Source organism: Methylobacterium sp. E-025 (assembly GCF_022829705.1).
Classification (GTDB): Bacteria; Pseudomonadota; Alphaproteobacteria; order Rhizobiales; family Beijerinckiaceae; genus Methylobacterium.
Genome location: NZ_JAKSYR010000120.1, coordinates 1 through 19,751 on the forward strand (window position 1 = coordinate 1; position 19,751 = coordinate 19,751).

The window sequence follows — 19,751 nt, forward strand, 5'->3', positions numbered from 1 at the left end:
CCCCGACCCGAGATGACCGCCCGTCACCGACACGGCCTCGATCATCTCCGAGCGAACCGCGTCCGCCACCGCCCGGAGATCGCTCTCCGGAAGCAACCGCAACGCGGACGTCTCGGACAAACCGTCCAAAATCGAGGGGGCGTTTTCTTGAGGTGTCAATGAACCACTCGCTCGCTTATGACGTCCGGCCCGAAAGGCATCCGTGGCAGGCCGCGTCGATCCGAGGCGAACGGCACGCGGTCCGCCTCTCGTGTGACGACGGGGTCGTTCCGACCACGCCTCGACCGAATTCGCCGTCGCCCGCTCGCGGGAACGTTGGTACGGCCGCTGTCATGATAGTGCCAATTACGGACCTTGTGGGATCCGATCAATGTTTCATCCCTCCCTTTTCCCGGTTTCGTGCCTTCGCTGCCACATGAGGCCCGCGTCGCTTCGCCCTGTGCTGCCCGGAATCCTGACCATTCTCACCATCGTCTTCAGCACCGGAGCCGAGGCCGATCCCCGCCCGGTCGACGGGGACTTCACGTTCGCGTGTGCCTATCTCGGAGATTGCCCGCCGCGGATCGTGCCGGGTGGGCCCGACCGCGACGTGCGCCCGTTCGAGGGGACGCTCGGGCGGCCGTGCGCGTGGCGCGAGCGCCCGACGCCGTCGGGCCCGCGAAGGGTCCGCACGTGCTCCTGAAGCCGGCTCGCCTCGCCGCCGTCGTCCTCCTGCTCGGATGCGGCGCGGCGCGGTCGTCGGACGCCTGCCCGGCGCTGTTCGCCGACGGCCGAGCGCCGGAGCTGACCAACCCGAAGCTCGCCCCCAGGACGCTGGCCCTGTGCTTCGATGCCTACGCGGTGCTCCATTCCGGCGTGGCGCGAACGCCGCTCTACGCCGCGGAGCACCTGACGCGAGCGAGCGTCGCGGCGGCGCGGCTGGTGGAGCGGATCGACGCCTTCCATGACGAGGACCGCGTCCCGCCGGACGACCGCGCGCGGCTCGACGACTACGTCCGCAGCGGCTTCGACCGCGGCCACCTCGCGCCGGCCGGTGACATGCCGACCGGCGAGGCGCAGGCGCAGTCCTTCAGCCTCGCCAACATCGTGCCGCAGGATCGCGTGCTGAACCGGAGCCTGTGGGCCGCGATCGAGGAGAGCACCCGCCGGCTCGCGACCCGGCGCGGGCAGCTCTTCGTCGTGACCGGGCCGGTCTACGCGGGCGACGGGCTCGCCTCGATCAACGGCCGGGTGCTGGTGCCGACGCAGATGTTCAAGGCGATCTACGATCCGGTGGCCGGGGAGGGCGGTGCTTGGCTCGCGCCGAACGACGGCAGCGGGACCTTCCAGTCGGTGTCCCTCGCTGCGCTCCGCACCATCGCCGGGATCGACGCCTTCCCGTCGCTGCCGCCGGGCCAGAAGGCCTCGGCGATTACCCTACCGGAGCCGCGCGCCTATTCCCGCGACGACATCGCCAACCATCGTCCCCGCGGACGGGAGCAGACCTGGCAGGACTGGCTCGGCCACGAGGCCGTGCGCGCGCTGCACCGTGCGTTGCGGCAACTGCTCCGCGCGATCTTCTGAGGATCAGCCATGAAGAAATCCACGGACGGCGAGGCCGCCTTCGAGCCCTTCGCCGACGGGGCCGCGGTGAGGACCATCGGGGCGCTCGCGTTCGAGAACGGCCCGGAGACGATCGCGCTCCACGGCTCCCTCGACCTGACGCGGGACGCGGCGGGCCTGGCCCAGGCGCGTGCGCTCAAGGCCACGGTCGACGCGATCGTCGCGTCGCTCGAGGCGGCGGACCTGCCGGGCAAGGTCGCCGAATCGGCGACGAAACCGACCATCGTGAAGAACCCTTTCGCCTGACGGCGACGGCGATCCGCTCGCTCAGGCGATCCGCACGCTCGTCAGCGCCTCGGCAGCGCGGCGGACCTCGGCGGCGATCAGCTCCTCGCTCGCCCCGTCGATCGGCATGTCGGCCAGGAGCACCGCGACGTCGCGCTTCACATCCTCTCGAACCTCGGGGTCCTCCTCCGACAGGCGCCCGATCAGCACGCCCATCACGATCTCCATCGCCAGCATCTTCGCGTAGAGGCGGGAGACGGCGTCGAGGGGCTCGTCGTCGGGTTCGGACATGGGGTTCCTGACTGTTGTGGATCGCGGTCGCACGAAGGCTCGGCAGTGCCGCGCCGTGCGCGTGATCGGCCGGAGCGGGACCGGCGCGCAAGCCCCGCCGGAGATCAACCCCTCGGTCTCGCCGGACGAGGCCCGATCGTCACGGGGCCTGCGTGGTGGGAGACGAACCCGCCTCCGTCGCTTGCGGCTCGGCGCCCGGCGCCTTGCGCGACACGTAATACAGGTCGATCGCACGCCAGAAGGCGCCCTGCTCGTCCGACGTGCGACGCGCGAGCGCCGCGTCGAGAAGCGACATCGCTGCACGGGCGGGCGCGTTGCCCTTCACGTCTTCCAGGAGGCTGGCGAAGGTCAGCATGGGGGCGCCTCTCCCGGACGAACGTTTCGAGGAAACGCTCAAGCTCGCGGAACGATCCGGCATAACGGTTCGGCGAGGGCGACGCTTCGGCGAGCGGCTTCGTTCTTGCCTCGTAGGACGGCCGGCCTACCATGCGGCCGGCACGCCGCGCCGCGGCGGTCATGACGAAGGATTGTCGATGCTGTCTGTCAGATCCAGCCGGTGTGCCGCGGTCGCGGCCGTTCTCCTGGCGAGCCTGTCGCTGCCGGGGGCGGCGATCGCGCGCGAGATGCCCGACGCGGCGGTCGAGGCGAAGGTCGGCAAGCCCAACGTGGTGATCCTGGCCACCGGCGGCACCATCGCCGGCGCCGGCGCGGATGCCGCCAACAGCGCGACCTACCAAGCGGCCAAGGTCGGCGTCGAGAAGCTGATCGCGGCGGTGCCGCAGATGTCGGCCATCGCCAACGTCCGCGGCGAGCAGGTCTTCCAGATCGCCTCCGAGAGCTTCACCGACGCGCAGCTGGTGCAGCTGGCCAAGCGCGTCTCGCAGCTCGTCAAGCAGAGCGACGTGGACGGTGTGGTCGTCACCCACGGCACGGACACGCTGGAAGAGACGTCGCTGTTCCTCAATCTCGTGGTGAAGACCGACAAGCCGATCGTCGTCGTCGGCTCGATGCGCCCCTCCACCGCCATCTCCGCCGACGGCGCGCTCAACCTGCTCGACGCGGTCGCGGTCGCCGGCAGCAAGGAGGCGATCGGCAAGGGCGTGACGGTGACGATGAACGACCAGATCCAGTCCGGTCGCGACGCCACCAAGCGCACCAACATCGTGCCGAGCGCGTTCTTCAGCCAGTGGGGCTCGCTCGGCATGGTGGTCGAGGGCAAGACCTACTTCTTCCGCAGCCTCGACAAGCGCCACGGCACCAGCTCCGAGTTCGACATCGACACGATCGACAGCCTGCCGCTGGTGGCGATCGTCTACGGCTCGGGCAACATGTTCCCCGGCGCCTACAAGGCCGCGGTCGATGCCGGCGCCAAGGCGATCGTCAATGCCGGCACCGGAAACGGCTCGGTGCCGGGCTATCTCGTCGACACGCTGAAGGACATCCGCGCCAAGGGCACGCTGATCATCCGCTCGTCGCGGGTGCCCGACGGGTTCGTGCTGCGCAACGCCGAGCAGCCCGACGACACCTACGACTGGGTCGTCGCGCACGACCTGAACCCGCAGAAGGCGAAGATCCTCGCGGCGGTCGCGCTGACCAAGACCAGCGACACCAAGGAACTGCAGCGGATCTTCTGGCAGTACTGAGGCTCGACGCTCCGGCTTCCCCTGCCGTCTTGCCCGTCGCCGCCATCTTACGGTCGGGCAGCGGGCCTAGACGTTCGCATCACGGTCGGCTCACCCGAGCCCGACCAAGGACAGGACGGTCTCGGAGCGCTTCGGCTCCGAGCCGTCGAGAGGGCATGCGATGACAGAGATTCATCCGGTGGTCGCGGCGGTGACGGCCCGCATCGTCGAGCGCTCGCGCGACTCGCGGGCCGCCTATCTCGACCTCATCCGGCGCGAGCGGGATTCGGGCGTGCACCGGCCGACGCTGGCCTGCGGCAACCTCGCCCACGGCTTCGCGGCCTCCGGCGAGGACAAGGCCGCGATCCGCTCCGGCCGCGCGATGAACATCGGCATCGTCACCGCCTACAACGACATGCTGTCGGCGCATCAGCCCTACGGACGCTACCCCGAGCAGATCAAGCTGTTTGCCCGCGAGGTCGGCGCGACGGCGCAGGTCGCGGGCGGCACGCCGGCGATGTGCGACGGCGTCACCCAAGGCCAGCGCGGCATGGAGCTGTCGCTGTTCTCGCGCGACGCCATCGCCCTGTCGGCGGCGGTCGCGCTCAGCCATGGCATGTTCGACGGGGCCGCCCTGCTCGGCATCTGCGACAAGATCGTGCCGGGCCTGATCATCGGCGCGCTGCGCTTCGGCCACCTGCCGACGATCCTGATCCCGGCCGGGCCGATGCCGACGGGGATCGCCAACAAGGAGAAGCAGCGCATCCGCCAGCTCTACGCCGAGGGCAAGGTCGGGCGCGAGGAGCTGCTGGAATCGGAATCCGCCTCCTATCACGGGGCCGGCACCTGCACGTTCTACGGCACCGCGAACTCCAATCAGATGATGATGGACGTGATGGGCCTGCACATGCCCGGCGCCTCGTTCATCAATCCGGGCACCAAGCTGCGACAGGCCGTGACCCGCGCCGCGATCCACCGGCTGTCGGAGATCGGCGCATCGGGCAACGACTACCGGCCGCTCGGGCGCTGCATCGACGAGAAGGCGATCGTCAACGCGGTGGTCGGGCTGCTCGCCACCGGCGGCTCGACCAACCACGCGATCCACCTGCCGGCGATGGCGCGTGCCGCCGGCATCGTTCTCGACTGGGAGGATTTCGACCGGCTGTCCGGTGTGGTGCCGCTGATCGCCCGGGTCTATCCGAACGGCTCCGGCGACGTGAACCACTTCCACGCCGCCGGCGGGATGAGCTTCGTGATGGCGAGCCTCATCGACGCCGGCCTGCTGCACGACGACATCCTCACCGTGTCCGGTTCGCGCCTGCGCGACCACGCCCGCGACCCGAAGCTGTCGGGCGACGCGCTGACCTTCGAGGAGGCGGTGCCCGAGAGCCTCGACGACACGATGCTGCGCAAGCCCGCCGCGCCGTTCCAGGCCGATGGCGGGATGCGCCTGGTGAAGGGAAACCTCGGCCGCGCCACCTTCAAGACCAGCGCCGTGGACGAGCACCGTCGCACGATCGAGGCGCCGGCCCGCGTCTTCGACGACCAGGACGACGTGCTGAAGGCGTTCAAGGCGGGCGAGCTCGAGCGCGACGTCGTCGTTGTGGTTCGCTTCCAGGGCCCCCGCGCCAACGGGATGCCGGAACTGCACAAGCTCACGCCGCAGCTCGGCGTGCTGCAGGACCGCGGCCACAAGGTCGCCCTGGTCACGGACGGCCGGATGTCGGGTGCGTCGGGCAAGGTGCCGGCGGCGATCCATCTCAGCCCGGAGGCGCTCGGCGGCGGCCTCATCGCGAAGATCCGCGACGGCGACATCGTGCGGCTCAGCGCGGAGGAAGGGCTGCTGCAGGTGCTCGTCGACGACGCGGAACTCGCCGCCCGCGACGAGGCCGCGGCGCCGCCGCCGGCCACCGGGACCGGGCGGGAGCTGTTCGCCTTCATGCGCCACGGCGCCGACGGGGCCGAGCAGGGCGCCTCGGCGATGCTCGCGGCCGCCGGCCTCTGATCACGAAACGGGAGATCCAACCATGACCGGCATCGACGCGCTGATGCGCACCGTCCCCGTGATCCCCGTCCTCGTGATCGAGGACGTCGAGCATGCCGAGCCGATCGCCCGAGCCCTGGTCGAGGGCGGCCTGACCGCGCTCGAGGTCACGCTCCGCACGCCGGCCGCCCTCGACGTGATCCGCGCGATGTCGCGGGTGGAGGGCGCGGTGGTGGGGGCGGGAACGGTCCTCAACGATCGCGACCTCGACGCGGCGATCGAAGCCGGCGCGACGTTCATCGTCAGCCCCGGCCTCACCGCGCCGCTCACCGAGGCGGCATTGAAGCGCGGCATCCCCTACCTGCCGGGGGTGGCGAATGCCGCCGACATCATGCGCGGGCTCGACCACGGGCTCGACCGGTTCAAGTTCTTCCCGGCGGAAGCGTCCGGCGGGATCAAGGCGCTGAAGGCGCTGGCCGCCCCGTTCGGGCAGGTCCGGTTCTGCCCGACCGGCGGCATCTCCGAGGCGACGGCGCCGGACTGGCTCGCGCTCGACGCCGTTCTCTGCGTCGGCGGAAGCTGGGTCGTGAAGCCCGGCGCGCCGGACGTGGACGCGATCCGGAAGGCCGCCCTGGCGGCGACCGGCCTGCGGCGCTAGGCGCACGAAAACGCCCGCCTCGGTTTCCCGGAGCGGGCGCAACGTCTCGAACCGGATCGATGCCGATCCGCTATCATCGATCAGCAATCGTTCTTGGCAGCCTGCGCGGCGGTCGGGTTGCCCTTGTCCTGGGCGTTGACATCCGCCGGCGAGGTGGCTCCGGCGGCGGAACCGGCCTTGTTCATCGCGCCGACGGTGCCGGGCGACTCGCCCTTGGCGCCGGGGCTGGTGTTGGCGGTGGCCTTCGGATCGACCGTCGAGGCCTTGCTGGCGTCCTTGTCGGGGGTGACGGTGGTTCCGGTCGAGCACGGCGCCGCGAACGCGGCCGACGACATCAGAACGAGGGCGGCGGCACCGGCGAAAGTGGTGATCTTGGTCATGCGTTTCTCCGCAGTTTCTTGAGGCGGGTATCAAACGTCAGGACTGCCGGAGGGTTCCTTTATTATTTCAACTGGCAATGCGGACGGGTGAACCCTCCCGCATTGCTGTACGGCGACTTCGAGCGACGACGATGAGCCGTCTAACGTCGGTGTCTTACGTTTTGGAGCCGGGACTATTCCGCTGGCGCGGCGGCGCGAAGCTCGCGCGGGCTGAACCGGCCGTCCCCCGTGCTCTGCATGTCGACCCGGCGCTGATGGTGCTCGTGCAGGGTCGAGCGATGGCCGATCGAGACGATCGTGGTGTTGGGCAGGGTCTCGCGCAGCATCCGGTAGATGCCGGCCTCGCTCGGCTCGTCGAGGGCGGCGGTGGATTCGTCGAGGAACAGCCATTCGGGCTTGGCCAGCACCGCGCGGGCGATCGCCAGGCGCTGCTGCTCGCCGCCGGACAGGCGCTGGTCCCAGGCGTCGACCTCGTCCAGGCGATCGACCAGAGCCGGCAGTTGCGCCGCGACCAGCGCCTCGCGGATCGCCGCGTCCGGAAACTGGTCGGTGGTGTTCGGGTAGCACACGGCACCGCGCAGCGTGCCGAGGGGAATGTAGGGCCGCTGCGGCAGCACCAGGGCCGATTGGCCGGCGGGCACGTCGATCCGGCCCTTGCCGAACGGCCAGATCCCGGCGATCGCGCGGAACAGGGTCGACTTGCCGGAGCCCGAGGGGCCGGTGACGAGCGTCGACGCGCCCTTCGTCATCGCGAGGCTGTCGGCGGTGACGATCGTCCGCCCGTCGGGCAGGGCGAGCGTCAGCCCGGTCGCGGTCACGTCGGACCCGGTGGCGTTGCCGTGGCCGAGCCCGTCGGAGGCGGCGGAATAAGCCTCGGCCAGCGTCATCGCGCGCTTGAACGAGGCGAGACGGTTGGTGTTGGCCTTGTAGGCCGCGATCGTGACGTAGGAGTTGATGAAGAACGACAGCGACGACTGCACGCTGGAGAAGGCGTCGCCGGTCTGCTGGAACTGTCCGAGGGTGATCTTCTTGAGGAAGTAGCTCGGCGCGGCGAGGATGTAGGGAAACACCACGCTGATCTGGCTGTAGGACAGCGTGAAGCTGCCGAGCTTGATCCGCCGGTAGATGATGCCGAGGTAGTTGTCGATGATCTCGCCGAACAGGCTCTTCAGCCTGACGTTCTCCGCGCGCTCGCCGCGCAGGAGCGCGATCTGCTCGGAGTAGATCCGCGAGCGGGCGAGCGAGAAGCGGAAGTCGGCCTCGACCTTCTCCTGCCGGAAGTCGAGCCCGATCAGCGGGCGTCCGATCAGGTGCGTCAGCCAGGTGCCGACCAGCGCGTAGCCGACGACGAGCCAGACCAGGAAGCCCGGGACCACGGTGTCGGTGAACGGCAAGACGAAATCGCGCGACAGGCCCCACAAGATGACCATGAACGAGACCAGGGTCGCCGCCTGCGACAGCAGGCGGATCGAGAGCGTCGTCGTCTGCGAGATGAACAGGTTGACGTCGCTCTGGATGCGCTGGTCCGGGTTGTCCGCGTGCTCGCCGGTGAAGGGGATGCGGTAATGCGTGCCGCCGTCGAGCCACCGCTCGTAGAAGCTCCGGGTCAGCCAGGTCCGCCAGCGCAGGTGGAGCGACGCGTCAACGAAGGTGTCGAACATGCCGACCACGACCCAGATCGTGGCGAGCGGGGCGAAGATCCAGACGAGCTGGTACCAGAACGCGTCGGCATTGTACTCCTGCAGCGCATTGAACAGGTCGCGGAACCAGAAGTTCAGGCGCAGCTGCAGCGCCACCTGGGCGAAGGTGATGAAGATCGACAGCGCCACCAGCCGCTGCCCGACCTTGCCCTCGGTGTTGCCGAAGAAGCGGAACGGGCCGATCTCCCGGGTCGGCGCCTCGCGGCTGGCGAAGTACGGATCGGCGATCAGGGTGATCGCGCGGATCGGCTTCAGGTAGGAGATCGCCAGGACCAACCCGCCGAACACCACGGCGCCCGTGGCCGCGAAGTCCGGCGGGAGCAGGGCGGCGAGCGTCGGCGGCAGCGCTCCCATCGCGGCCAGCGTCTTACCGCCGGCGAGCACGAGGTAGCCGATCCCGTAGACCGAGACGAAGACTTTCAGGTAGGCGGAGAGGTTGGCCGAGGCGAGCAGGATGCCGGCCATGGCGAAGCCCGCGAGCGAGACGTAGAGCGGCGGGGAGGGGACGCCGGGTGCCGCCAGCAGCGCGAGGGCGGCGAGCGCCGTGAGGACGGCCTGCAGGCCGAGCCCGCTTCGAAGTGCGGCCACGCGCGTCTCCCGGAAATCTTGACGATCGGCTCCGTTCGCGAAGCCCTTCCCGGCGGCAGTGACCGCGGGTCGTGGCGAGATCGTGGCACCGGCCAGGGCGCGACGCTCAACCGCGCGTGAGCCGGCCGCCTACCAGTTCCATTCCTCGAAGCCCGGCTCGCGACAGCGATAGCCGATCGGGCATTGCGGGTTGTCGCGGGTGGGCACGAGGCGAAGCTCGGCGATCTCGGACAGGTCGCAGAAGCTGCGGTCGCGCACGATGCGCTCGGGCTGCGCGCCGCCGACCGCGATCGTCACGTCGCCGCCGCGCTTGACCATCTCCATCGCGTCCGCGCAGGCGATGCGCGGTGTCGCCTGCCGCGTCTGCGCCGAGGCCGGCCCCGACGCGAGGGCGATCACAAGAGCCGTGGCGAAGCATCTCATCGCTGGGAATCGGGCGCCTCGTTGGCTCGCCCTGAAGGGAGCGGCGCGCGAGCATGGCAGTGAATTGGCGCACCCGCCATTGCACCGATGCAACGCCGGAAGTGTCGCGTCGAAGACCCACCTGCGATCCGTCGCCGCCGCAGCGCCGTATTCGCGCGTTTAGGGATTTCGCGCCGCGCAAGACTTGTTAAGATTTCGTCGCCCGCGGTGCGCAGTCTGCGAATCGCTGGATCTTCGAGGCGGCGTCCCGGCGGACCTTCGGCATCTCCATCGCTCCCGCGTCGCGACGGACGGGCGCACGGAAGATTTCGGCGTCGGATGCGTGCGGCCCACGAAGGGGAGGGCGGGATGACGATGGCGGCGGGGCTCGAGGCGTACCCGACGGAACAGAGCAGCGGAGCGGGCCGTCCCGTTTCGAAGCGCTGGGTCGCGCTGTTCGTCGCGCTCGCCGCCGGCTGGGGCACGCTGTTCGGGTATAGCGTGACGTTCCTCAGCGAAGATCTCCCGTTCAGGCCGGCCGCCGCCGCCCCGCCGGAGGTGCCCGCCTTCGGCTTCCCCCCCTTGCCGCAGACCATCGCCGTCGCGGCCGCGACGCCGGTGCCCGAGGTACAGGTGCCGCGCGTCGTCGAAGCGCCGGCTCCGGTCGTCGCGGCGGTCTCGGCACCGGCCGCTGCTTCGGTGCTCGCACCGCCGCCGCGGGTGGAGCGCGCCGAGTACGTCGGGACCTGGGGCCCGACCGAGGCCGCCTGCGGCAAGCGCTCGCGCCGACGCGGCTACATCCCCGCGACGATCACGCCCGAGCGCGCCAGTGCCGGGCGGACGATCTGCAGCTTCCACGACGGCCGACGCGTCGGGAACGCCTGGACCATGGCCGCGGACTGCGCCGAGCGCGGCCGGCGCTGGTCCTCCCAGGTCCGCCTCGTCGTCGACGGCGACCGCCTGACCTGGACGAGCGGCAAGGGCACCGCATCCTACGTCCGCTGCGGAAAGCGGGCGGGCTGACACGGCGCGTCGTCGATCGCTCCTGTCGTCCTTTTCGCAGAATCGCCGCCGCGGCTCTCGTCGACTTCCCGGTTGAAAGGCTTGAAGCGCGTCGCGGCAGAGCCTCCCGCTCAGGATGTCCGCGGGAGGCCGCGCGCGCGGCCAATGGTCGAGACAGATCTGCTGCAGGCTTCCCCGAAGCCGCCCGAGCCCCCTCGTCGTCCAAGCGTCCGCTCGCCGATCGTTTCACAGCGTCGGGAAGACGGCGCCGACCCGGGCCCAAGCGCAACGAAAAAAGGGGCCGCCTCGCGGCGACCCCCTTCCGACGTTGCAATGGTGGCTCAAACTTAGAAGTCCATCCCGCCGCCCATGCCGCCCATGCCGCCGCCGCCGCCCATGGGGGCGCCGCTGTCCTTCTTCGGAGAGTCGGCGATCATGGCTTCGGTGGTGACGAGCAGGCCGGCGACCGAGGCCGCGTCCTGCAGGGCGGTGCGCACGACCTTGGCCGGGTCGATGATGCCGGCCTGGATCATGTCGACGTACTCTTCCGTCTGGGCGTTGAAGCCGTAGGACTCGGAGCTGGTGTTGTCGGTGATCTTGCCGACGACGATGGAGCCCTCGACGCCAGAGTTCTGGGCGATCTGACGGATCGGGGCCTCGAGCGCCTTCAGCACGATCTTGATACCGGCCTGGACGTCGGGGTTGTCGCTCGAGAGGGCGGCGACCGCCTTCTTGGCGCGGAGCAGGGCGGTGCCGCCGCCGGGGACGATGCCCTCTTCCACCGCAGCGCGGGTGGCGTTGAGCGCGTCGTCGACGCGGTCCTTCTTCTCCTTGACCTCGACCTCGGTCGCGCCGCCGACGCGGATGACCGCGACGCCGCCGGCGAGCTTGGCCAGGCGCTCCTGGAGCTTCTCACGGTCGTAGTCCGAGGTGGTCTCCTCGATCTGCGCCTTGATCTGCCCGACGCGCGCCTCGATGTCGGCCTTCTCGCCCGAACCGTCGATGATCGTCGTGGTCTCCTTCTCGATGCGGATCCGCTTGGCGCGGCCGAGCATCGGCAGGGTGACGTTCTCGAGCTTGATGCCGAGATCCTCGGCGATCATCTGGCCCTGCGTGAGGATCGCGATGTCCTCGAGCATCGCCTTGCGGCGATCGCCGAAGCCCGGCGCCTTCACGGCCGCGACCTTCAGGCCGCCGCGCAGCTTGTTGACCACGAGGGTGGCGAGCGCCTCGCCCTCGATGTCCTCGGCGATGATGACCAGCGGCTTGCCGGTCTGCACCACGGCCTCGAGCACCGGCAGCATCGCCTGGAGCGACGACAGCTTCTTCTCGTGGATGAGGATGTAGGGGTCCTCGAGCTCGGCGACCATCTTCTCCGCGTTCGTGATGAAGTACGGGGACAGGTAGCCGCGGTCGAACTGCATGCCCTCCACGACGTCGAGCTCGGTCTCGGCGGTCTTGGCTTCCTCGACGGTGATGACACCCTCGTTGCCGACCTTCTGCATCGCGTGGGCGATCATCTCGCCGATTTCCTTGTCGCCGTTCGACGAGATCGTGCCGACCTGGGCGACCTCCTCGGACGAGGCGACCTTCTTGGAGCGCGCGATGATGTCCTTGACCGCGGCGGCCGTGGCGAGGTCGATGCCGCGCTTCAGGTCCATCGGGTTCATGCCGGCGGCGACGTACTTGGCGCCTTCGCGGACGATCGCCTGGGCGAGCACGGTCGCGGTGGTGGTGCCGTCACCGGCGATGTCGTTGGTCTTCGAGGCCACTTCGCGCACCATCTGGGCGCCCATGTTCTCGAACTTGTCGGAGAGCTCGATCTCCTTGGCGACGGTGACGCCGTCCTTGGTGATGCGCGGCGCGCCGAAGCTCTTCTCGATCACGACGTTGCGGCCCTTGGGGCCGAGCGTCACCTTGACGGCATCCGCGAGGATGTCGACGCCGCGGAGCATCTTGTCGCGCGCGTCGGAGGAGAAACGAACGTCTTTCGCTGCCATGTGCAGGATTCCTTTTCGTTGGTGGAGAAGCCCCAAGACCCGGGCGGGCCTCGAAGGGCGGTTACGTCAGGTGTCCGAAGACCTCAGGCGACGACGCCCATGATGTCGGATTCCTTCATGATCAGGAGATCCTGACCGTCGATCTTGACCTCGGTGCCCGACCACTTGCCGAACAGGACGCGGTCGCCGGCCTTGACGTCGAGCGCGTTGATGCGGCCGGCCTCGTCGCGGGCGCCCGGGCCGACGGCGACGATCTCGCCTTCCTGCGGCTTCTCCTTGGCGGTGTCGGGGATGATGATGCCGCCCTTGGTCTTCTCTTCGCCTTCGATGCGGCGGACGACGACCCGGTCGTGCAGCGGACGGAACTTCATGAGCTGCCCTCTTGTTTGAATTCGCAAATCGGCGTTGATGCCGCGGAGACCCGCGTCCAACCCTGGCCGTTAGCACTCGTGGAAGATGAGTGCCAAGGCTGCGGGCGAGATAGCGGCGGCCCCTTGGCGAGTCAAGTCTGTCGCACCCCGCGGCGGCCGTCGCGCGCCGGGTTTCTCCCCCCCTCATCGCAAGCGCCGACGGAATTCCCTTTCATGCTCAGCCTGCACGGCCCCGAGGGCGCGCTCGCGCCGAGCGACACCGGCGGCCGCGCCGCCGTCCCGACCCAGACCGTGTGGATCGACCTCAACGATCCGACCCCCGAGGAGGCCCGGGCGGTGGAGGAGGCCACCGGCATCCGCGTGCCCTCGCGCAAGGCGCTGTCCGAGGTCGAGAGCTCCAGCCGCCTGCGCCGGCTGAAGAACGGCCTGTCCCTCTCGACGCCGATGGTGACCTTCGAGAGCACCGACTCGCTGCTCAAGCCGCTCGGCTTCGTCCTGACGCCGGACCACCTCGTCACCGTGCGCTTCCACGAGCTCCGCGCCTTCACCGAGGTGCGCAAGCGGATCGACGAGGGGGAGGTCGCCAAGACCGGGATCGAGGTCTTCCTGCTGCTGATGGAGGAGCTGGTCGACAGCCTCGCCGATGCGCTCGAGGACATGGGCGCCGAGCTCGACGGCCTCTCGACGCGGATCTTTGACTTCGACGTGCGCGCCCGGCCGTCGAAATCCGACGAGAAGGCCCCCCCGCGCCGCCGCGACCTGGCGCTGAAGCGCATCCTGCGGGGCATCGCCCGCCGCGGGAAGGTGCTCGGCAAGATCCGGGCGAGCCTGCTCGGCCTCGAGCGCATCGTGCCCTTCGTCGCCGGAGCCTGCGAGCAGGTGCTGGCCCAGGAAGAGACCGATGCGCGCTTCGAGACGATCCGCCGGGACATCGAATCCCTCGACGAGTTCGAGACCCGGCTCTCGGAGAACGTCCAGTTCCTCCTCGACGCGGCCTTGGGCCTGATCAACATCGAGCAGAACAACGTCTTCCGCGTCCTCACCGTCGTCTCGGTGGTCGGCGTGCCGCCAACGCTGATCGCGTCGATGTACGGGATGAACTTCAAGCACATGCCCGAGCTGGATTGGGCCTACGGCTACCCCTACGCGCTCAGCCTGATCCTCGCGAGCGCGATCATCCCGATCGTGGTGTTCCGGATCAAGGGTTGGTTCTGAGGCGGCGCATCAGAGGACATCGCGCCGCTCGATCGCGGCGAGAATCGTCCCGCGGACGCCGTCGAGGTTTTCGTCGATCTCGGCGTTGGCGATGCGCACGACCTCGAACCCGCATCGTCCGAGCCATTCGGTCCGAACGGCATCGGACGCGATCGCGGCCTGCGATCCATGCGTCGCACCCACGACCTCGACGACGCGCTTCGCCTCGATGCAGGCGAAATCGACGACGTAGCGATCGATCGGCCATTGCCGCCGGAACTTGCGCCCGTTCAGCTGCCGATTGCGGAGGACGCGCCAGAGCCGTGCCTCCGCACCGGTCTGCGTCGCCCGCAAATTCGTCGCACGCTGCGTCGGGTTCGGCATGCCATGACCTGACCTCACACGCCGACGCGACCTCGCGGATGCGCGACGCACACCCTCTCCCGTTCGGGAGAGGGTTGGGGTAAGGGGACAGGTTCATCCGGAGAAGGCGCATCCCTCACCCTGTCCCTCTCCCGGACGGGAGAGGGGACCCGCGCTTCCCCCTATAGGAAGTGTAGATCGTCCTGCCCTTCTCCCCCTGGGAGAAGGGACCCGCGGTTCACCCCACGATCGCCGAGAAGTCTGCGACTTCTCGGGTTGCGGCGCGCAGCGCGTTGAGGAGGGCGAGGCGGTTCTCGCGAAGCGCCGCGTCGTCGGCGTTGACGGTGACGTGCTCGAAGAAGGCGTCCACCGGGGCGCGCAGGTGCGAGAGCGCCCGCATCGCGCCGGCAAAATCCTCCTTCGCGACCGCCGCCGAAGCCTCGACCCGCGCCGTCGCCAGTGCCTCGGCGAGCGCCCGCTCCTCGGGCTGGCCGGCGGCGGCGAACGCGGCATCGGGCTCGGCATCGTAGGCGCGGCCGTCCTTCTTTTCCTCGATGCGCAGGATGTTCGAGGCGCGCTTCACGCCGGCGAGCAGGTTCCTGCCGTCCGCGGTGTCGAGGAAGGCGCCGAGCGCCTCGACCCGGCGGACCACCATCAGCAGGTCGTCCTGGCCGGGCAGCGCGAAGACCGCATCGATCAGGTCGTGGCGGGCGCCCTTGTCGCGCAGGTAGACTTTGAGGCGGTCGGCGAAGAAGGCCAGCAGGTCGGCGACGCGCTGGGCCGACGGGCTTCGGTCGGCCTCGCCGTCGGTCTCGACGATTGCGGAGAAATGGAAGCCGGCCGAGCCGAAATCGTCCTCGCGGATGCTTGCGGGCTCGGCGGAGGCGGCCGGCGCGCCACGGGTTTCCGCGATGGCGAACTGTCGGTTGGCGACGCTCGAAAGCGGCAGCCGCAGGGACCGCTCCAGCGTGGTCCGGATCACCCCCAAAGCCGCCCGCCGCAGCGCGTACGGGTCCTTGCTCCCGGTGGGCTTCTCGTCGATCGCCCAGAAGCCCACCAGCGTGTCGAGCTTGTCGGCGAGCGCCACCGCCACCGAGACCGGATCGGTCGGCACGCGGTCGCTCGGCCCGACCGGCTTGTAGTGCTCCTCGATCGCGGCACAGACGCTCGGGTTCTCGCCCTGGAGCGCGGCGTAGCGGGCGCCCATCAAGCCCTGCAGCTCGGGAAACTCGCCGACCATCTCGGTGACGAGGTCCGCCTTGGCGAGCCGCGCGGCGCGCTCGGCGAGGTCGGCATCGGCGCCGACGAGGGAGGCAAGCTCACGCGCGAGCGCCGCGATGCGCTGCACCCGCTCGCCCTGCGTCCCGAGCTTTTCGTGAAACACGATGGTGTCAAGCTTCGGCAGGCGGTCCGCGAGGCGGATCGCCTTGTCGGTCTCCCAGAAGAACTTCGCGTCCGAGAGCCGGGCGCGGACCACGCGCTCGTTGCCCGCGGTGATCGCGGCGCCGCCGTCCGTGGCGACGAGGTTCGAGACCAGGATGAAGGCCGGCGCCAGCGCGCCGCCGGCGTCGCGCACGACGAAGCATTTCTGGTTGGCGCGGATGGTAGCGCGCACCGCCTCGCCCGGGATGTCGAGGAAGCTTTGGTCGAAGGTGCCCATCAGCACCACCGGCCATTCGACGAGGCCTGCGACCTCCTCCAGCAGGCCCTCGTCCTCCACGAGCTCGAGGCCGCGGGCGAAGGCGAGGTCGCGGGCGTCGTGCAGGATGATGTCCTTGCGGCGATCCGCATCGAGCACGACCTTGGCGCGCTCCAGGCTCCGGACGTAGTCGTCGAAGCGACGGACCTCGATCGCGCCGGGCGCCAGGAAGCGGTGGCCGTAGGTGGTGGTGCCCGACGTGATGCCGCCGACCTCGAACGGCACCAGGTCCGGCGTCTCGGTCTCCGGGCCGAAGGTCGCGACGATCGATTGCAGCGGGCGCACCCAGCGCAGGGCGCCCGCCTGCGCCGAGGCCGCCCCCCAGCGCATGGATTTCGGCCAGGGGAAGCTCTTGATGATCGCCGGCAGGACCTCGGCCAGCACGTCCAGCGTCTCGCGGCCGGGCTTTTCGATCACCGCGAGGTAGAACTCGCCCTTCTTCGGGTCGATGATCGTCCGCGCCTGGTCGAGGCTCGTCAGCCCGGCGCCGCGCAGGAAGCCCTGCACCGCGGCGTCCGGCGCGCCGACCTTCGGTCCGCGCCGCTCCTCGCGCAAAGCCTCGCCGCGCGCGGGCAAGCCGGCGATGTGGAGCGCCAGCCGGCGCGGGGTCGCGAAGGCCTTCGCGCCGTCGTAGAGGAAGCCGCGCTCGACCAGCGCGTCGGTGACGAGCTTCTTCAGGTCCTCGGCCGCGCGCCGCTGCATGCGGGCCGGGATTTCTTCGGAGCGGAGTTCGAGCAGCAAATCGGGCATGGCCGCGGGAATAGACGCCCGCTCCGCGTCCGTCGAGACGGAGCGTGCGGAGAGGCGCGGGATGCCGCCGCTGATCTGCGCGTCGCGCTCGGGCTAGGGCAGCTTCGCAGAAAGGATCGTCACGAGATCCCAGGTTTGCGCCGTCGTCGAGCGCACGTCGGCGATCAGCCAGCGCCCGTTCTCGCGCACGAGATCGTAGCGCAGGTCCTGCGGCGTGCCGTTGTGGAAGGTCGCCTGCACCTCCGCACGCGCGTCGTCGGATGCGAGCATGGTGAGCTTCAGGGTCTTCTCCCAGTTCGCCTCCGTGTCCTGCCCATTCACGTAGAAGGCGAAATCCAGTCGGCCGACCTCGTTTCCGGCCTCGCGCCGGTCCCGCTCGTAGAGCGAGCGCAGGCGCGCGGCATAGAAGCCGACCGCGTCGATATCGTCCTTGGCGTAGAACGCGCGCACGGTCTCGACCGGGTCGGTGGCGGACTGGGCGAAGGCCGGAGCAGCGCCGAGGGCGAGCAAGGCCAGGGCGGCGAACGCGAACCGGCTCATGCCGCCGCCGGCGCGCCGCCGGCCTCCGTGAGCAGCCAGGCCGCGCCGCAGGCCTTGGCCAGCTCACGCACCCGCAGGATGTAGCTCTGGCGCTCGGTCACCGAGATCACGCCGCGGGCGTCGAGCAGGTTGAAGACGTGGCTCGCCTTGATGCACTGGTCGTAGGCCGGCTGAACCATGCGGTGGCGCGCGCCCGCGCGCTCGGGCGCGCCGGCGTCGAGGTAGAGGCGGCAGGCCTTCTCGGAATCGGCGAACTGGCGGAACAGCATCGCCGTGTCGGCCGCCTCGAAGTTGTGCCGCGAATACTCCTGCTCGGCCTGCAGGAACACGTCGCCATAGGTGACCTTCTCCGCGCCCGCCCCGCCGTTGAAGTTCAGATCGTAGACGTTCTCCACGCCCTGCACGTACATCGCCAGGCGCTCCAGCCCGTAGGTCAGCTCGCCCGCGACCGGTGCGCATTCGAGGCCGGCGACCTGCTGGAAGTAGGTGAACTGGCTCACCTCCATGCCGTCGCACCAGCATTCCCAGCCGAGACCCCAGGCACCCAGCGTGGGGCTTTCCCAGTCGTCCTCGACGAAGCGGATGTCGTGCAGGGCGAGATCGACGCCGATCGCGGCGAGCGATTCGAGGTAGAGCTCCTGCAGGTTCTCGGGGTTCGGCTTCAGGATGACCTGGAACTGGTAGTAGTGCTGCAGCCGGTTCGGGTTCTCGCCGTAGCGCCCGTCCTTCGGCCGACGCGAGGGCTGGACGTAGGCGGCCTTCCACGGCTTCGGGCCGAGCGCGCGCAGCGTCGTCGCCGGGTGGAACGTGCCCGCCCCGACCTCCATGTCGTAGGGCTGCAGGATCACGCAGCCCTTGGCGGCCCAGAAGCGCTGCAGGGTCAGGATCAGGCCCTGGAACGACGTTTTCGGGCTGAGATCGGCATCGCTCGGCATGGGCGCTTCTTCGTCGTCGGGCAGGGGAGGCGGCAGCGTTTAAGCGCGGGCGACCGCATTGGGCAACCGCGACGCCGGCGCGGGTGCGGGCGCACACCGATTGCGGCGCAATTTCGGCAGACAAGCGGAACCGTATCGCGACGGCCAAGTTTATTGCCCAACATTGGGATATCGGCCGCCCGCCCCGGCCGAACGCGACGGAACAACAGTCATGCGCAGCCTCGCCAAGAAGAACGTCACCGTCTTCGCGGTCCTCGTCGCCGCCTCGCTCGTCGCGACACCGCTGGTGATGAGCGCCAGCAGCGCCCTGGCCACCGTGGACGACGTCTCGGCGGTGGCCGTGCCGGTCGCGGTGGTGCCGGTGGAGGTGGCGCCCGTCGCCGCGCCGGCCGTCAAGGCCGAGGGCTGCACCCGCAAGGTGCGGGTGGTCTACAGCGGGTACGGCACGCCGGACGCCGCCTGCCTCGCACGCTGAGCGCGCCGTCGTGTGGCGGCCTTGCGGCCTGCGCGCGACGTCGCCTCACAGGCCGTAACGCGCCCAGGCCGCACGCTCCTCGATCGCGGCGATGGCCTCGTCGGCCAAGCCGATCCCGCCCGGCGCCCCGCGGCGCAGCAGGCGGGCGACGAACGACCCCTTCGCCTCGGCGATCAGCCTCAGGTCGACGCCCTCCCCGAATCGGGCGCGCAGCGTCGAGCGGATGTCGCCGATCGCGTCAACGAGCCCGAGCTCGAGAGCCTGCCGTCCCGTCCAGATCGCCCCCGTGAACAGGTTCTCGCCGGACTTCAATGTCGGGCGACGCGTCGTGACGAGACCGGTGAACAGGCCCTGCACGTCGGCCTGGATGCGCAGCAGGCGCTCGACGTCGGCCGGGTCCTCCGGCCGGAACGGATCGAGCATCGCCTTGGCGTCGCCCTGGGTGTGGACACGGCGCTCGACGCCGATGCGTGCGAGCAGCTTGTCGAACCCGAAGCCGGCTGAGACAACGCCGATCGAGCCGACCACCGAGGTCGGGTCGGCGACGATGGCGTCGGCCGCGCAGGCGATCATGTAGCCGCCCGACGCCGCCACGTCCTCGACGAAGGCGTAGACCGGCAGGTTCTTCTCCACGGCGAGATCCCGGATGCGCCGGTGGATCAGGTGGGATTGCGCCGGCGCGCCGCCCGGCGAGTTGATCACGATCGCCACGGCGACCGCGCCCGGCATCGCGAAGGCACGCTCAAGGCTGCCCGCCACCGTGGCGATCGAAAGGCCCGGGCGCAGCGGCGAGACCGCGCCGATCGCGCCGTTCAGGCGCACCACGGCGACGCGCGGCCGCGTCTTGCGAAAGCGCGCCGGCAGGAGCGCACGCACGAAATCCGGAACGGCGAAGGACATGGAGATCCGATGGTGGGAGAAGGCCCGCGTCGTGGGAGGTGGTCATCGCCGGCCCCGCGGCAAGGCTTGC

General features: G+C 69.8%; 21 protein-coding genes. 8 read left to right on the forward strand and 13 right to left on the reverse strand.

Annotated features, from left to right (window positions below):
• A partial coding sequence (locus MKK64_RS17740) for a 1-deoxy-D-xylulose-5-phosphate synthase N-terminal domain-containing protein (protein WP_243936377.1) occupies positions 1–159 on the reverse strand: 159 nt, incomplete at its 3' end.
• 513 nt (positions 160–672) lie between these two features.
• On the opposite strand from MKK64_RS17740, the gene MKK64_RS17745 reads away from it, so the two are divergent.
• Both MKK64_RS17745 and MKK64_RS17750 read left to right on the forward strand, forming a co-directional pair.
• The gene (locus MKK64_RS17745; RefSeq protein ID WP_409567966.1) at positions 673–1,563 is read left to right on the forward strand and encodes a DNA/RNA non-specific endonuclease; all 891 of its coding nucleotides are present in this window, start codon (positions 673–675) and stop codon (positions 1,561–1,563) included.
• A 9-nt stretch (positions 1,564–1,572) separates the two neighbouring features.
• The gene (locus tag MKK64_RS17750; protein ID WP_243936200.1) at positions 1,573–1,848 is read left to right on the forward strand and encodes a hypothetical protein; all 276 of its coding nucleotides are present in this window, start codon (positions 1,573–1,575) and stop codon (positions 1,846–1,848) included.
• 21 nt (positions 1,849–1,869) lie between these two features.
• On the opposite strand, the gene MKK64_RS17755 is transcribed toward MKK64_RS17750, so the two are convergent.
• Both MKK64_RS17755 and MKK64_RS17760 read right to left on the reverse strand, forming a co-directional pair.
• The gene (locus MKK64_RS17755) at positions 1,870–2,118 is read right to left on the reverse strand and encodes a hypothetical protein (RefSeq protein WP_147725393.1); all 249 of its coding nucleotides are present in this window, start codon (positions 2,116–2,118) and stop codon (positions 1,870–1,872) included.
• Positions 2,119–2,257: 139 nt separating this feature from the next.
• Positions 2,258–2,473 carry a hypothetical protein gene (locus tag MKK64_RS17760; protein WP_243936202.1) on the reverse strand — a complete coding sequence of 72 codons (216 nt, stop codon included), beginning with the start codon at positions 2,471–2,473 and terminating at the stop codon, positions 2,258–2,260.
• Between the two features lie 178 nt (positions 2,474–2,651).
• Between MKK64_RS17760 and MKK64_RS17765 the strand changes: the two genes are divergently transcribed.
• From MKK64_RS17765 to eda, 3 genes are all read left to right on the forward strand, one after another.
• Complete coding sequence (locus tag MKK64_RS17765; protein WP_147725395.1) at positions 2,652–3,761, forward strand: type II asparaginase; 1,110 nt, start codon at positions 2,652–2,654, stop codon at positions 3,759–3,761.
• Between the two features lie 160 nt (positions 3,762–3,921).
• Positions 3,922–5,745 (forward strand): phosphogluconate dehydratase, encoded by a 1,824-nt coding sequence (edd, locus tag MKK64_RS17770; RefSeq protein ID WP_147725396.1) that lies wholly within the window; start codon positions 3,922–3,924, stop codon positions 5,743–5,745.
• 22 nt (positions 5,746–5,767) lie between these two features.
• A complete protein-coding gene (gene eda / locus MKK64_RS17775) occupies positions 5,768–6,382 on the forward strand; it encodes a bifunctional 4-hydroxy-2-oxoglutarate aldolase/2-dehydro-3-deoxy-phosphogluconate aldolase (protein ID WP_243936204.1) in 615 nt (204 codons plus the stop codon).
• Between the two features lie 80 nt (positions 6,383–6,462).
• On the opposite strand, the gene MKK64_RS17780 is transcribed toward eda, so the two are convergent.
• The 3 genes from MKK64_RS17780 to MKK64_RS17790 all read right to left on the reverse strand — a co-directional run bounded on the left by MKK64_RS17780 (position 6,463) and on the right by MKK64_RS17790 (position 9,473).
• Positions 6,463–6,762 carry a hypothetical protein gene (locus MKK64_RS17780; protein ID WP_147725398.1) on the reverse strand — a complete coding sequence of 100 codons (300 nt, stop codon included), beginning with the start codon at positions 6,760–6,762 and terminating at the stop codon, positions 6,463–6,465.
• Positions 6,763–6,935: 173 nt separating this feature from the next.
• Entirely contained in the window at positions 6,936–9,050 is a 2,115-nt protein-coding gene (locus MKK64_RS17785) for an ABC transporter ATP-binding protein/permease (RefSeq protein WP_147841288.1), read from the reverse strand.
• Positions 9,051–9,179: 129 nt separating this feature from the next.
• Positions 9,180–9,473, reverse strand: coding sequence for a hypothetical protein (locus tag MKK64_RS17790; RefSeq protein WP_147841289.1), 294 nt, complete (start codon positions 9,471–9,473; stop codon positions 9,180–9,182).
• A gap of 348 nt (positions 9,474–9,821) precedes the next feature.
• On the opposite strand from MKK64_RS17790, the gene MKK64_RS17795 reads away from it, so the two are divergent.
• Positions 9,822–10,475: a peptidase inhibitor family I36 protein gene (locus tag MKK64_RS17795; protein WP_243936206.1), complete on the forward strand. Its 654-nt coding sequence runs from the start codon at positions 9,822–9,824 to the stop codon at positions 10,473–10,475.
• 326 nt (positions 10,476–10,801) lie between these two features.
• On the opposite strand, the gene groL is transcribed toward MKK64_RS17795, so the two are convergent.
• On the reverse strand, positions 10,802–12,454 hold the full coding sequence (groL, locus tag MKK64_RS17800) for a chaperonin GroEL (RefSeq protein WP_147725401.1): 1,653 nt from the start codon (positions 12,452–12,454) through the stop codon (positions 10,802–10,804).
• An 83-nt stretch (positions 12,455–12,537) separates the two neighbouring features.
• Positions 12,538–12,825, reverse strand: a complete 288-nt coding sequence (gene groES / locus MKK64_RS17805; protein WP_055886789.1) for a co-chaperone GroES — start codon at positions 12,823–12,825, stop codon at positions 12,538–12,540.
• 213 nt (positions 12,826–13,038) lie between these two features.
• On the opposite strand from groES, the gene MKK64_RS17810 reads away from it, so the two are divergent.
• Positions 13,039–14,040 (forward strand): magnesium transporter CorA family protein, encoded by a 1,002-nt coding sequence (locus MKK64_RS17810; RefSeq protein ID WP_147841290.1) that lies wholly within the window; start codon positions 13,039–13,041, stop codon positions 14,038–14,040.
• A 9-nt stretch (positions 14,041–14,049) separates the two neighbouring features.
• Here MKK64_RS17810 and MKK64_RS17815 read toward each other — a convergent pair whose 3' ends face one another.
• From MKK64_RS17815 to MKK64_RS17830, 4 genes are all read right to left on the reverse strand, one after another.
• On the reverse strand, positions 14,050–14,403 hold the full coding sequence (locus tag MKK64_RS17815) for an endonuclease domain-containing protein (RefSeq protein ID WP_243936209.1): 354 nt from the start codon (positions 14,401–14,403) through the stop codon (positions 14,050–14,052).
• A 217-nt stretch (positions 14,404–14,620) separates the two neighbouring features.
• The gene (gene glyS, locus MKK64_RS17820; protein ID WP_243936211.1) at positions 14,621–16,831 is read right to left on the reverse strand and encodes a glycine--tRNA ligase subunit beta; all 2,211 of its coding nucleotides are present in this window, start codon (positions 16,829–16,831) and stop codon (positions 14,621–14,623) included.
• A 93-nt stretch (positions 16,832–16,924) separates the two neighbouring features.
• On the reverse strand, positions 16,925–17,371 hold the full coding sequence (locus MKK64_RS17825; RefSeq protein ID WP_243936213.1) for a DUF3828 domain-containing protein: 447 nt from the start codon (positions 17,369–17,371) through the stop codon (positions 16,925–16,927).
• Positions 17,368–18,306, reverse strand: coding sequence for a glycine--tRNA ligase subunit alpha (locus tag MKK64_RS17830; protein ID WP_147725406.1), 939 nt, complete (start codon positions 18,304–18,306; stop codon positions 17,368–17,370). The genes MKK64_RS17825 and MKK64_RS17830 overlap by 4 nt, the downstream gene beginning before the upstream one ends.
• A 211-nt stretch (positions 18,307–18,517) precedes the next feature.
• On the opposite strand from MKK64_RS17830, the gene MKK64_RS17835 reads away from it, so the two are divergent.
• Positions 18,518–18,781 (forward strand): hypothetical protein, encoded by a 264-nt coding sequence (locus MKK64_RS17835; protein WP_147725407.1) that lies wholly within the window; start codon positions 18,518–18,520, stop codon positions 18,779–18,781.
• A gap of 45 nt (positions 18,782–18,826) precedes the next feature.
• On the opposite strand, the gene MKK64_RS17840 is transcribed toward MKK64_RS17835, so the two are convergent.
• Positions 18,827–19,681 (reverse strand): S49 family peptidase, encoded by an 855-nt coding sequence (locus MKK64_RS17840; RefSeq protein WP_243936215.1) that lies wholly within the window; start codon positions 19,679–19,681, stop codon positions 18,827–18,829.
• Positions 19,682–19,751 lie beyond the last annotated feature (70 nt).

Bases quoted from the DNA above. Each gene is read 5' to 3' on its own strand.
- edd (WP_147725396.1), top strand. From the start codon at position 3,922: ATGACAGAGATTCATCCGGTGGTCGCGGCGGTGACGGCCCGCATCGTC.
- groL (WP_147725401.1), bottom strand. From the start codon at position 12,454: ATGGCAGCGAAAGACGTTCGTTTCTCCTCCGACGCGCGCGACAAGATG.
- groES (WP_055886789.1), bottom strand. From the start codon at position 12,825: ATGAAGTTCCGTCCGCTGCACGACCGGGTCGTCGTCCGCCGCATCGAA.
- MKK64_RS17755 (WP_147725393.1), bottom strand. From the start codon at position 2,118: ATGTCCGAACCCGACGACGAGCCCCTCGACGCCGTCTCCCGCCTCTAC.
- MKK64_RS17810 (WP_147841290.1), top strand. From the start codon at position 13,039: ATGCTCAGCCTGCACGGCCCCGAGGGCGCGCTCGCGCCGAGCGACACC.
- MKK64_RS17835 (WP_147725407.1), top strand. From the start codon at position 18,518: ATGCGCAGCCTCGCCAAGAAGAACGTCACCGTCTTCGCGGTCCTCGTC.
- MKK64_RS17830 (WP_147725406.1), bottom strand. From the start codon at position 18,306: ATGCCGAGCGATGCCGATCTCAGCCCGAAAACGTCGTTCCAGGGCCTG.
- MKK64_RS17780 (WP_147725398.1), bottom strand. From the start codon at position 6,762: ATGACCAAGATCACCACTTTCGCCGGTGCCGCCGCCCTCGTTCTGATG.
- glyS (WP_243936211.1), bottom strand. From the start codon at position 16,831: ATGCCCGATTTGCTGCTCGAACTCCGCTCCGAAGAAATCCCGGCCCGC.
- MKK64_RS17825 (WP_243936213.1), bottom strand. From the start codon at position 17,371: ATGAGCCGGTTCGCGTTCGCCGCCCTGGCCTTGCTCGCCCTCGGCGCT.
- MKK64_RS17815 (WP_243936209.1), bottom strand. From the start codon at position 14,403: ATGCCGAACCCGACGCAGCGTGCGACGAATTTGCGGGCGACGCAGACC.
- MKK64_RS17765 (WP_147725395.1), top strand. From the start codon at position 2,652: ATGCTGTCTGTCAGATCCAGCCGGTGTGCCGCGGTCGCGGCCGTTCTC.
- MKK64_RS17760 (WP_243936202.1), bottom strand. From the start codon at position 2,473: ATGCTGACCTTCGCCAGCCTCCTGGAAGACGTGAAGGGCAACGCGCCC.
- MKK64_RS17840 (WP_243936215.1), bottom strand. From the start codon at position 19,681: ATGTCCTTCGCCGTTCCGGATTTCGTGCGTGCGCTCCTGCCGGCGCGC.
- MKK64_RS17795 (WP_243936206.1), top strand. From the start codon at position 9,822: ATGACGATGGCGGCGGGGCTCGAGGCGTACCCGACGGAACAGAGCAGC.
- eda (WP_243936204.1), top strand. From the start codon at position 5,768: ATGACCGGCATCGACGCGCTGATGCGCACCGTCCCCGTGATCCCCGTC.
- MKK64_RS17790 (WP_147841289.1), bottom strand. From the start codon at position 9,473: ATGAGATGCTTCGCCACGGCTCTTGTGATCGCCCTCGCGTCGGGGCCG.
- MKK64_RS17750 (WP_243936200.1), top strand. From the start codon at position 1,573: ATGAAGAAATCCACGGACGGCGAGGCCGCCTTCGAGCCCTTCGCCGAC.